The sequence below is a fragment of the Streptomyces sp. NPDC086554 genome, from assembly GCF_040686095.1.
In the GTDB taxonomy this organism is placed as follows: Bacteria; Actinomycetota; Actinomycetes; order Streptomycetales; family Streptomycetaceae; genus Streptomyces.
Map to the genome: position 1 here is coordinate 541,135 of NZ_JBFBJK010000001.1, position 12,337 is coordinate 553,471.

At 69.4% G+C, this 12,337-nt stretch carries 8 protein-coding genes; 3 read left to right on the forward strand and 5 right to left on the reverse strand.

Going from position 1 to position 12,337, the window contains the following annotated elements; genetic code table 11:
- The first annotated feature begins 217 nt into the window (after window positions 1–217).
- Both AB0O76_RS02375 and AB0O76_RS02380 read left to right on the forward strand, forming a co-directional pair.
- Window positions 218–2,008 (forward strand): TIGR03767 family metallophosphoesterase, encoded by a 1,791-nt coding sequence (locus AB0O76_RS02375; RefSeq protein WP_365484245.1) that lies wholly within the window; start codon window positions 218–220, stop codon window positions 2,006–2,008.
- A 104-nt stretch (window positions 2,009–2,112) separates the two neighbouring features.
- A complete protein-coding gene (locus AB0O76_RS02380; RefSeq protein WP_365484248.1) occupies window positions 2,113–3,276 on the forward strand; it encodes a serine hydrolase domain-containing protein in 1,164 nt (387 codons plus the stop codon).
- Between the two features lie 103 nt (window positions 3,277–3,379).
- Here AB0O76_RS02380 and AB0O76_RS02385 read toward each other — a convergent pair whose 3' ends face one another.
- Window positions 3,380–4,435 (reverse strand): hypothetical protein, encoded by a 1,056-nt coding sequence (locus AB0O76_RS02385; RefSeq protein WP_365484251.1) that lies wholly within the window; start codon window positions 4,433–4,435, stop codon window positions 3,380–3,382.
- Between the two features lie 432 nt (window positions 4,436–4,867).
- Window positions 4,868–7,441: an aminopeptidase N gene (gene pepN, locus AB0O76_RS02390; RefSeq protein ID WP_365484254.1), complete on the reverse strand. Its 2,574-nt coding sequence runs from the start codon at window positions 7,439–7,441 to the stop codon at window positions 4,868–4,870.
- Between the two features lie 177 nt (window positions 7,442–7,618).
- Between pepN and AB0O76_RS02395 the strand changes: the two genes are divergently transcribed.
- Window positions 7,619–8,266, forward strand: coding sequence for a DsbA family protein (locus AB0O76_RS02395; protein ID WP_365484256.1), 648 nt, complete (start codon window positions 7,619–7,621; stop codon window positions 8,264–8,266).
- Window positions 8,267–8,395: 129 nt separating this feature from the next.
- Here the strand turns inward: AB0O76_RS02395 and AB0O76_RS02400 are convergent, their stop codons facing one another.
- The 3 genes from AB0O76_RS02400 to AB0O76_RS02410 form a co-directional block, all read right to left on the reverse strand.
- Window positions 8,396–9,046, reverse strand: coding sequence for a superoxide dismutase (locus AB0O76_RS02400; RefSeq protein WP_363273290.1), 651 nt, complete (start codon window positions 9,044–9,046; stop codon window positions 8,396–8,398).
- 194 nt (window positions 9,047–9,240) lie between these two features.
- Window positions 9,241–10,671 (reverse strand): amino acid permease, encoded by a 1,431-nt coding sequence (locus tag AB0O76_RS02405; RefSeq protein WP_365484259.1) that lies wholly within the window; start codon window positions 10,669–10,671, stop codon window positions 9,241–9,243.
- A gap of 146 nt (window positions 10,672–10,817) precedes the next feature.
- Window positions 10,818–12,134: an amino acid permease gene (locus tag AB0O76_RS02410; protein WP_365484447.1), complete on the reverse strand. Its 1,317-nt coding sequence runs from the start codon at window positions 12,132–12,134 to the stop codon at window positions 10,818–10,820.
- Window positions 12,135–12,337 lie beyond the last annotated feature (203 nt).

Sequence of the window (12,337 nt, forward strand, 5' to 3'; positions counted from 1 at the left end):
GGAGTGACCGCCTCCTCTCCGTCGGGAGAGGGGTTCATGGCCGCGCAGGGTGCCCGATGATCCACGTACGGTGATCGGTGCTGCCCGTTGCGGTCTCGTTAACGTGCAGGTCATCCCGGATGCCAACGATCCAGTACGAGCGGGAAATTCGGTAGGCGCAGTACGCCGGATTCCCCGCGACCACTGCCGACGCGTTCGCAATCGGGGAGACCGCGCCATGCCGCGCATACGCTCTGTCGCCACCGCCGCCAAGACCGCCACCCACTCCGTCGCCTCCGCCGCATCGGCAGTGGACCGCCGGGCCTTCCTCGCGGCCACCGGAGCGGTCTCCCTCTCCGCGGGTGTGGGATACGCCCTGAGGCCGGGCACCAGCCATGCCGCACCGAGCCGCCCCGCCCCCGTCGCGCTCTCCCGGCCCGCACCCGCCGCGCCCCTGATGCCCTACCGGGGTGGCACCACGCTGGCCGCCGTCGCCGCCCCGCGCGGCAGCTCCGGATACCGGCGGCTCGGCGACGGGCCCGCCTGGGAGCGGGTGGTCCGCGGCGACCTGGCCGCCGCCAAGCCCGGCCGCGAGGGGCGGCGTACCGCGCTCGCCGCGTTCGTCCAGTTCACCGACCTGCATCTGGTCGACGTACAGCACCCGCTTCGGTACGAGTATCTGCGCGCCCAGACCGCGAGCGCGTGGCGCCCGCAGGAGGCCCTGTCGGTGGCGGGTGCGGTCGCCCTTGTCGAGCGGGTGAACGCGCTGCGCGGCGCGCCCGCCACCGGATCGCCGCTGCACTGCGTGGTGACGACGGGCGACAACACCGACAACAACTCCCACGCCGAACTCGACTGGTTCCTCAAGACGATGAGCGGCGGCCGCATCACCCCCAACACCGGTGACCCGCGCCGCTACGAAGGCGTGCAGGACAGCGGGCTCAAGCTCTACTGGCATCCGGACGGCGACCTCCGCGACACCGACAGGGCCCTCGGCTTCCCGCAGGTCGACGGCTTCCTCGACGCCGCTCTCCGCGAGGTCAACAGCCCCGGCCTCGGGCTCCCTTGGTACTCGACCGTCGGCAACCACGACGCGCTGCCCGGCGGCTGCTGGGGCCCCGGAGACTCGTACTTCACCGAATTCGCCGTCGGCGGGCGGAAGTTGATGTCCCTGGACGAGTCGCGCGGCGCCGCCCTGTGGAAGGCGGTCAAGAAGGGCCGAGACCCCAAGGGCGCGCAGTTCAAGGAGCTCCTGAAGAGCGAGTCGCGGCGGATGCGCTCGGTCACCCCGGACGAGAGCCGGGCGCCCTTCACGCCCGCCGAGTACGTCCAGGCGCACCTGGACCCCGCGTACAAGGGCAACGGACCGGTCGGCCACGGCTACACGCAGGAGAACCTCGACGCGGGCACCCAGTACTACTCCTTCCGCATCAGCGACGACGTACTCGGCATCAGCCTGGACACGACGGACCCCGGCGGCCACTACGAAGGCTCCCTCGGCGCCGCCCAACTGAAATGGCTCGAACGGGAGTTGAAGGCCAACGAGAAGACGAACGGCGGCGGCTCCCACGTCATCGTCTTCAGCCACCACACCAGCAGGACCATGCGGAACCTCCGCCAGGACCCGCGACGCCCGCGCGAGACCCGGCACGGCGGCGACGAGATCGTCGCCCTGCTCGGCCGTCACCGCTCCGTCCTGGCCTGGGTCAACGGCCACAGCCACAAGAACGACATCACCCCGCACCAGACCCCGCACGGCTCCTTCTGGGAGGTCTCCACGGCCTCGCACATCGACTTCCCGCAGCTGGCCCGCGTCGTGGAGCTGACCGACAACCACGACGGCACGATCTCCCTCTTCACCACCCTGATCGAGTCGTCGGCCCCGCACCGCACGGATTACGCCGACCTCTCGCAGACCGGCCTCGCCGCGCTCTACCGCGAGCTCTCCTTCAACGCCCCGGGCGCGAAGCCCACGTTGGGCGGCGAGCCGGGGGACCGGAACACGGAGCTGATCCTCCGCAAGCGCTGACCCCCTGCGAGGCCGCCCCCGCGGATCGGCCGAATCCCGCTCAACCCGCGCGGGCCGGTCAACCTCCGCGCCGGGCCGCGAGTCCCCTGAGTCGACCACGTTCGATGACGAAGGGACAGCGGATGTCGATGCGTACGGGGATCACGGGAGTGGCGGCGGTCGTGGCCGGGGCGCTGGCGGCGGGTGCGTTCGCGGCGCCCGCGCTCGCCTCGGCGCCAGGACAGGGGGACCGGCACCGGGCGACCCAGAAGGCGATGGAGGCCGCCGTCAACGAGGACGCCCCCGGCGTGACCGTCCAGGCCAAGGACCGGCGCGGCGCCTGGAACTCCGCCGCCGGCGTCGGCAACCTCGACGACCAGAGCCCGCGCGGGGCCCACGACCACTACCGCGTCGGCAGCATCACCAAGACTTTCGTCGCCACCGTGCTGCTCCAGCTGGAGGCAGAGGGGGAGCTCGACCTGGACGACAAGGTCGGGCGGTGGCTGCCGGGCGTCGTCGAGGGCAACGGCCACGACGGCGACAGGATCACGGTGCGCCAACTCCTCAACCACACGAGCGGCGTCTTCAACGTGTCGGCCGACGCGGGCTTCCAGGAGAAGGTGTTCACGGAGAAGTTCCTCGAACACCGCTATGACACCTGGACCCCCGAGGAGGAGGTCGCCATCGCCATGCGCCACAAGCCGGACTTCAAGCCCGGGAAGGGCTGGAACTACTCCAACACCAACTACGTCCTGGCCGGAATGATCGTCGAGAAGGTGACGGGCGAGTCGTACGCGGACGAGATCCGCCGACGGGTCATCGAACCGCTCGGCCTGCACCACACCAGCCTGCCCGGCACGGACGCGTCGATGCCGCGGCCGAGTTCACGCGCGTACACGAAGCTGTCCGACGCCCCGGACGCCAAGAACCACGACGTGACGGAGTTCAACCCGTCCGTGGGGGGCGCGGCGGGCGCGATGATCTCCGACTCGGCCGACCTGAACCGCTTCTACACCGCGCTGCTGCGGGGCAAGCTCCTGCCGAAGAAGCAGCTCGCCGAGATGAAGACGACCGTCCCGGCGGGCGACGAGGGCCGCCGCTACGGTCTCGCCCTCGAAGCGGTCAAGACCTCCTGCGGCAAGGTCGTCTGGGGTCACGGCGGCGACATCCACGGCTCGTCGTCCATGGCGGGCGCCACGGAGGACGGCCGCCATGCGCTGGCGTTCAACTTCAACGGGCCTGCGGGGGACGGCCCTTCGATCCTGGAGGCGGAGTTCTGCGGCAAGTAGGGCCGTGGAACAGGCGCGTAACGCGTACGCGAAAGGGGGCGGGGCCCGCCGTCCGGGTCCCGCCCCCTTTCGCTCCCCTCCTATCGGGCAGCGCCGCCCCGTGTCATCTGGGCAGCACCACCACATACGCCGCCGGGTCACGGTCGGTCGCGGCCATCAGTGCGGTCCGTACGACGGTCGCCTGCTGTTCGAGCGAATCCCGCAGCTTCTTGGGCGTCAGATGGACGACGGTGATGCCGAGCCGCTCCAGGTGCTCGCGCTTACGGGCGTACTCGGACCACAGGGCGTCGTCGTCCTGACGGAAGCCGTGGCGCGGTGCCCGTGTGTCGAGTTCGACCGCGACGGCCAGATCGGGCCAGTAGGCGTCGACGCCCCCCAGATGCGGCCCGCCGGGCAATCGCAGATCGACGTTCCACAGCGGATCGGGCAGCCCGTGCTCGGTGACCATCTGGTAGAGCCGGTCCTCGGCGATGGCTCGCCCCTCGGCGAGCAGCGAGTCGACGGCGTTCACCACGTGGGGGCGGTTGAGCAGCCGCGCCTGGTTCAACTCCCGGACGATGGAGGCCGGTTCGCAGTGTCCGCCGCGCACCGCCTCGGTGAGCAGCCTGCGCACCGCAGCGGCCTCGGAGAGCCCCGCCACCGCGTCGGCGAGCGCACGCGGCACCGGCGCCACCGGAACTCCCGTGATCTGTACGGCGGTCGGCAGCGCGGGGGTCCGCACGAGCCGCGCGAATCCGGTGGACCGCAGCCGCCGGGTGCGGGGCACCAGGATGTCGATGCGGTCGAGCGAGAGCAGCGGGGGAGCGGACGAGAAGCGGTGCAGGGCGAGCGCCGCGAGGCCCGTGATCAGCGCGTCGGCGTACGGGGCGTGGGCTTCGCCCGGGCCGGGCTGCGCGGGCACGGTCTTCGCCCGCTTGGCCGGCGGCCGCCCCGCGTACAACAGGGCGCCGTGCAGCCGCTCTTCAGGGGTCGGCGGCCCCGGATGCAGCAGGCACACCCCGGGGAGCAGCTGCTGCCAGGGCCCTTCCGGACGGCAGTGGGCGGCCGTGTCGGCGGCGGAGATTCCGTGGGCGCGCAGCTGGGCGGTGCTCATGACGCGGCGCTGGACGTCGGCGACGTGCTTCTGGGGGCGGGGGGAGAGCGGGGTGTTGTGGTTCATGACCGGGCCATTCCCGCCCCCGCTCACCCCTCTAACCGCTGTTACACGCCCGTCGACATAACCGGACAACCCCGCACTAAAGTGCAGACGTTCGACTGCCGAAAAGGTCCGTTTGCACTGGGTACGTCCGGCGGGGGCGCGCCAGACCACCGCGCGCCCCCGCCGGACTAGGGCCTGTCCGATGGGTCCTGCCGGGGTCGCGGGCCCTGGCACGCCCTCCCCCAAGCTCTCGACTTCGCTCGAGCAGGGAGGTGCCCCCTCCCGCGTTGTCGTCGGTTGCCAACTTCCCCAAGCTCTCGACTCCGCTCGAGCAGGGGAGACCCCATTCGCGTTGACGCCCTCCTCCGCCTTGCAGCTGCACGCACCAGGGCCCGCTCGGCCCTGCTGAATCGGCACCCGGCGCGAAGACCGGCCTGACCCATCGGACAGGCCCTAGGCGGCAGCCGCATCGCAAGCCTGCGCGCGCAGGGAGCGGGCCAAGTCGTCCCGGGCCTCGACAACCAGCCGCCGCAGGGCAGGAGCCGCCCCCGCATGCGCCGCGAGCCACGCGTCCGTCGCGTCCACCGTCCCCTGGCTGTCCTGTAGATGAGGGAACAGCCCCTTGACGACATCCATCCCGATCTGGATGGACCGCTCCTCCCACACCCGCTCAATCGCAGCGAAGTACTTCTCCGCGTACGGCGCGGTCAACTCCCTCTGCGAGGCCTGCGAGAACCCCGCGATGGTCGCCCCGACCAGCGCGTTGGACAACGCGTCGGACTCCACCACGGCCGCCCACGCCTGCGCCTTCACCGCCGCAGAAGGCCTGGAGGCCAGGCACCGCACCTGATGCCGCTTGCCCGAAGCGGTGTCGTCCCGCGCCAGCTCCGCGCCGAGGACCTTCTCGTCGGCGACGCCGTGCGCGGCCAGCGGCCCGAGGAAGGCCCACCGCAGCTCCTGGTCGACATCGAGCCCGTCGATCTTCGCCGTGCCGTCGAGGAGACCCTGCAGCAACTGCAGATCGGCGCCCGCGGAGGCCACCACCGCGAAGAACCGCGCCCACGTCAACTGGTGCTGGCTGCCCGGCTCCGCGATCCGCAGCTCCCGCAGCGCACCCTCGGCGAGCGCACGCCCGCCCTCCTCGCGCCACGCGGGCGCCGCGTAGTGCGTGAGCGCGGAGTCCGCCCACGCGTGCAGCATCTGCAGCACCCCGATGTCGCTCTCGCGCCCCGCGAACCGCAGCACGAGCCCGATGAAGTCCCGCGCGGGCATCAGACCGTCCCGGGTCAGGCTCCACAGCGCCGACCAGCACAGGGCGCGGGCGAGGGGATCGGTGATGTCGCCGAGGTGCTCCCGCAGCGTGGCGAGGGAGTTCTCGTCGAAGCGGATCTTGCAGTACGTCAGGTCGTCGTCGTTGACCAGGATCAGCTCGGGAGCCTCCTCGCCGGCCAGCTCGGTGACGACCGTGCGCGGCCCGTCGACGTCCAGCTCCGCGCGTGCGTACCGCGTCAGCTCGCCCTCGACGGTGCGGCGGTACAGGCCCACCGCCACGCGGTGCGGCCGCACTTCGGGGTGCGACTCCGCTGCCTCCTGGACCACGGCGAGCTCCGTGATCCGGCCCTCCGCGTTCAGGATCACCTGCGGGGTGAGGGAGTTGACGCCCGCCGTCTGCAGCCAGGACCGCGACCAGGACGCCATGTCGCGCCCGGACGTCTCCTCCAGGACCGAGAGGAGGTCGCCGAGGCGGGTGTTGCCGTACGCGTGCCGTTTGAAGTAGCGCCGCGCGCCCTCGAGGAACGCGTCCCGCCCGACGTACGCCACCAGCTGCTTCAGTACCGAAGCGCCCTTCGCGTACGTGATCCCGTCGAAGTTGAGCTTGGCGGCCTGCAGGTCGTGGATGTCGGCCGTGACCGGGTGGGTGGAGGGGAGCTGGTCGGCGCGGTACGCCCACGCCTTGCGGTTGTTGGCGAAGGTGATCCAGCCGTTGGTGAAGCGGGTCGCCTCGACCATGGAGAAAGAGCCCATGAAGTCGGCGAAGGACTCCTTGAGCCACAGGTCGTCCCACCAGCGCATGGTGACGAGGTCGCCGAACCACATGTGCGCCATCTCGTGCAGGATCACATTGGCCCGGCGCTCGTACGACGCCTGGGTCACCTTGCCGCGGAAGATGAACTCCTCGCGGAAGGTCACACAGCCCGGGTTCTCCATCGCGCCCAGGTTGTACTCCGGCACGAACGCCTGGTCGTACTTCCCGAACGGGTAGGGATAGTCGAAGTTGTCGTGGAAGAAGTCGAGGCCCTGCTTCGTCACCAGGAAGACGTCGTCGGCGTCGAAGTGTTTGGCGAGGCCCTTGCGGCAGAGCGCGCCGAGCGGGATCTCGAGGGTCGTGCCGTCGTCGAAGGTGCGGCTGTAGGAGTCCGTCACGTAGTGATACGGACCGGCGACCACGGCCGTGATGTACGTCGAGATCGGCCTGGTCTCGGCGAACTTCCATACCCCGTCGGCCAGTTCACCCGAGCCGTTGGACCACGCCGTCCAACCCTCCGGGGTCTGCACCTCGAACCGGAAGGGTGCCTTCAGGTCGGGCTGCTCGAAGTTGGCGAAGACACGGCGGGAGTCGGCAGGCTCGTACTGCGTATAGAGATAGACCTCGCCGTCCTCCGGGTCGACGAAGCGGTGCATGCCCTCGCCGGTGCGGCTGTAGGCGCACTGGGCGTCCACCACCAGTTCGTTCTCCGCGGTCAGGTCCTCCAGGGTGATGCGTGAGCCGTCGAAGACCTCGGAGGGGTCGAGATCCTTGCCGTTGAGGGACACGGCCGTGACGCTCGGGGCGATCAGATCGGCGAAGCTGGTGGCGCCGGGCTCCGCCGAGCGGAAGCGGATCGTGGTGACGGAGCGGAACGTGCGCGGCTCCTGGTCGCTCTCGCCGATCGCGGAGCGCAGGTCGAGAAAGACCTCGTACCCGTCGACGGACAACAGCGCGGCCCTTTCCTGGGCCTCGTCGCGGGACAGATTCTCACCGGGCACGGGCGGCACTCCCTTGTGACTCGCATGTCTGAAGCCGTGGATCGCACGACTCGTACGCAGGTCTCGTACGAATGTCACGATCCTCGCATGTGCGGTCGGCGCCCGGTATCCGGGAATGCCCTGGTGCGTCACCGACGTTTCCCCGGCCAGATGCGAACGGATTCCTTAGGGAGAGACATGTCCGAGAACGGCACCAAGACCCCCGTCGACTTCTGGTTCGACCCGCTGTGCCCCTGGGCCTGGATGACGTCCCGCTGGGTCCTCGAAGTCGAGAAGGTCCGGGACATCGAGGTCCGCTGGCACGTGATGAGCCTCGCCGTCCTGAACGAGGACAAGCTCGACGAGATCCCGGAGGAGTACCGCGAGAACATGCGCCCCGGCGGCAAGTCCTGGGGCCCGGTCCGCGTCGCGATCGCCGCACAGCAGCTGCACGGTGACGAGGTGCTCGGGAAGCTGTACACCGCGCTCGGCACGCGCATTCACAACAAGGGCCAGGGCGTTACCGACGAGAGCATCGCCGGAGCCCTCGCCGACGCGGGCCTGCCGGCCGACCTCATCGCGTATGCCACGAAGGACACGTACGACACCGAACTGCGCGCCTCCCACAAGGAGGGCATAGACAAGGTCGGCCAGGACGTGGGCACCCCGGTCATCGCCGTCCCCGGCGCCGACGGCGAACAGATCGCCTTCTTCGGCCCCGTGGTGACCCCCGCCCCCAAGGGCGAGGAGGCGGCCAAGCTCTGGGACGGCACGCTCATGGTGGCCTCGGTCCCCGGCTTCTACGAGATCAAGCGGACGCGGACGCAGGGACCGATCTTCGACTGAGCCCGCATATCGACCGACCCCGCATACAGAAAGGCCCCCGTGAGTCACGTCCTCACGGGGGCCTTTCCTCTTTCCGCCCGCCCGCGCGAAGGTTGAGAAGACGATCACGAGGCGGGGCGCTTCAGGGCGTTACGGGGCCAGCAGCAGGCTGTTCACGCGCTGCTTCGCGGCCTCGTAACGCTTCGCCACGTCCTGCCAGTTGACGACCTGCCACATGGCCTCGATGAAGTCGACCTTCTGGTTCTTGTACTGCAGGTAGAAGGCGTGCTCCCAGGCGTCGAAGACCAGGATCGGCGTCGAGCCCTGGCCGACATTGCCCTGGTGGTCGTAGACCTGCTCGACGATGAGGCGGTTGCTGAGCGGCTCGTAGGCGAGCACGCCCCAGCCCGAACCCTGCGTGGTCGCCGAGGCCTTGGTCAGCTGGGCCTTGAACTTGGCGAAGGAGCCGAAGGACTCGGCGATCGCGTCCGCGAGCTCGCCGACGCCGTCCACGGCCAGCGGCTCGCCGCCGCCACCGTCCTTCGGGCTGTTCATGTTGTGCCAGTAGATGCTGTGCAGGATGTGGCCGGAGAGGTGGAAGGCCAGGTTCTTCTCCAGGCCGTTGATGGCACCCCACGTCTCTTTGTCGCGCGCCTCCTCCAGCTGCTCGAGGGTGTCGTTCGCGCCCTTCACGTACGCCGCGTGGTGCTTGTCGTGGTGCAGCTCGATGATCTGCGGGTTGATGACCGGTTCGAGCGCCGCGTAGTCGTACGGAAGTTCTGGAAGCGTGTAAATGGCCATGGTCCGAGCCCTCCGACTGCTGCTCTGCTGTGCTCTGCTGTGGTGCAAGGCTTATTGCAATCAATGTGCAAGTGCAGGCTAGCAGCAGGAGTGGGGTGGAGTTGAGTCGGAGTCGATCAGCCCTTCGTCCTAGGTCCGAACACGCCAGAGGGCCCCGAGTCGAAAGACTCGGGGCCCTCTGGAACGTGTGACGGTTACTCGGCGGCCACCGCCGCCGCCCGCTTCTCCGCCGCCTTCTGCCGCGCGAACCCGATCGCCGCAAGGACCAGCGTCAGCGTGCCCGTGGCCAGGAGCTGCTTGCGGGTGTCCGGCTGCTCCGTCATCAGGTAGAAGATGTACGCCATCGCGGCCAGCGCGACCCACGTCAGGAACGGGTAGGCCCACATCTTCACGACCAGCTTCGCCGGTTCGTCGCGCTCCGTCCTGCGGCGCAGGATCAGCTGCGAGACGGCGATGAAGATCCAGACGACCAGGATCATCGCGCCGATCATGTTGAGCAGCCAGGGGAAGACGTCGTCGGGACGCCAGTAGCTGAGCAGGACGCAGACGAAGCCGAAGACCGAGGATGCGAGGACCGCGAGGCGCGGGACGCCGCTGTAGACACGGCCGAGCACCTTGGGACCCTGGCCGCGCGCGATCAGGGAGTACGACATGCGCGAGGCGCCGTAGATGTTGGCGTTCATCGCGGAGAGCAGGGCGACCAGGACGATGACGTTCATGATCTGGCCGGCGCCGGGGATGCCCAGGTGGTCGAGCGTGGCGACGTACGGGCCCTTCGCCACGACGTCCTTGTTGTCCCAGGGGAGCAGCGTGACGACGATCATCATCGAGCCGACGTAGAAGAGGGCGATGCGCCACATCGCCGTGCGCACGGCCTTGGCGACGGACTGGACCGGGTTCTCGGACTCCGCTGCCGCGATCGTGACCGTTTCCAGGCCGCCGTACGCGAAGACGGATGCGAGGAGGCCGATGATCAGGCCGTCCGTGCCGTTCGGCATGAACCCGCCCTCGCCGGTGAGGTTCGCGGTGCCGGGCGCGGGCGCGTCCGAGCCGGGCAGGATGCCGAGGATCGCCAGGACGCCGATGCCGAGGAAGAGCGTGATCGCGCCGACCTTCAGGGCGGCGAACCAGAACTCGAACTCGCCGAAGTTCTTCACGGCCGTCAGGTTGGCCCCGCAGAACACCAGCATGAAGAGGGCGACCCAGGCCCACTCGGGGCTGTCGGGGAACCAGCCCACCATGATCTTCGCGGCGCCGATCCCTTCGAGGCCGACGGCGACGCAGAGCAGGAACCAGAAGCCCCAGCCCGCGGTGAAGCCCGCCCAGGGGCCGATCGCGCGCTCGGCGTGGACCGAGAAGGAGCCGGAGGCCGGGTTCGCGGCCGACATCTCGCCGAGCATGCGCATCACGAGCATGACCAGCGCGCCGGATATCGCATAGGCGAGCACGATCGAGGGCCCGGCCGCGGCGATACCGGCTCCGGAGCCCACGAAGAGGCCGGCGCCGATCACGCCGCCGAGGGCGATCATGGAGAGATGCCGCTGCTTGAGGCCATGGACGAGCGGTGAATCGACCTTGGGGGCCGCGTCGGGTGCTGTGTCCTGGGGGGTGGACGTCCGTGACATGGGCGTGCCCTGTTCAGTAGCTGAGACGGGGGAGCGAGCGGCCCACAGTCTGAAGTCCGGTACCGCTGACAGGGAACACCTGACCGCTATACGGACACGACGCTCACACGTTGTGAAGGAATGGCCACGAAAAGTTCACGTCTGCTTCACCTGCGCCTCGTGCGTGCCTCGCGCCACTCCCGCAGCCCCGCCACGGCAAGGACCACGCCCGTCGCTCCCGCCGACCACAGCAACTGCGGCCGCGCCGCGTCGTCCGTCAGCATCAGCCCGAGCACGGCGGCCATCGCCGCGAGCGCCGCCCACGTCAGATAGGGGAAGGCCCACATCCGCAGCACAAGACGCTCCGGCGCCTCGCGCTCGATGCGCCGGCGAAGGCGCAGCTGCGACACGGCGATCAGCGCCCACACGAACAGCAGCACCGCGCCGACCGAGTTGAGCATGTAGAGGAAGACCGAGTCCGGCCACTTCAGATTGAGTACGACGGATACGAAGCCGAAGGCGACGGACGCGAGCACCGCGCGGCGCGGGACACCGCCGCCGGACACCTTCAACAACGCCTTCGGAGCCTCGCCCCGCTCGGCAAGCGAGAAGATCATCCGGGACGAGCCATAGAGGTTGGCGTTCAGCGCGGAGAGCAGCGCCACGAACACCACGATGTTCATGATCGTGCCCGCGGACGGCACCCCGATCGAGTCGAGGACCGTCACATACGGACTGACGCCCGCCTTTTCCGCCGTCCACGGCAGCACCGTCACGATGACCAGCATCGAACCGACGTAGAAGAAGAGGATGCGGTAGACGGCGCTGCGCACGGCCCGGGCCACCGAGCGCACCGGGTCGTCGGACTCGGCCGCCGCGATCGTCACGACCTCGAGCCCGCCGAAGGCGAAGACGACAGCGAGCACCCCGGAGATCACGCCGTCCCAGCCGTTGGGCAGAAACCCGCCGTGCCCGGTGAGGTTCGTGAGGCCCACCGGATCGGTGTCCGGCAGCACCCCGAAGATCGCGAGCAGCCCCAGCACCAGGAACGCGACGATCGCGAAGACCTTCAGGGCGGCGAACCAGAACTCGAACTCGCCGAAGTTCTTCACGGCGGCGAGATTGGCCCCCGTGAACACCAGCATGAAGATGAGCACCCAGGCCCACTGCGGTACGCCCGGCGCCCAACTGTTGGCGATCTGCGCGGCACCGGTCGCCTCCACGGCGAGCACGACGACGAGCAGGAACCAGTAGAGCCACCCGACGCTGAATCCCGCCCAGCGCCCGAGGGCACGCTCGGCGTGCACGGAGAAGGACCCCGATGCGGGCATCGCGGCCGACATCTCGCCGAGCATCCGCATCACACACATCGCGAGCGCCCCCGCGATCAGATACGAGACGACGATCCCGGGCCCGGCAACAGCGATCCCGGCCCCGGACCCGACGAAGAGCCCGGCCCCGATGACACCGCCGAGCCCGAGCATGGTGAGGTGCCGCTGCTTCAATCCGCCACCGAGCGGCTCAGGTTCGGTTCCCGTTGTGGGCAGGCGTCCCGCACGGCGGGACGGGTGGGCACAACCCCCAGTGCCGGGTGCCGATTGATCGGGGGGTGCGTCGTGCATGGTGCTCTCTCGGGCTAACAAAGACTTGGCGGGAACCTACAGTCTCCCTGGAGCGCGCCCCCGTA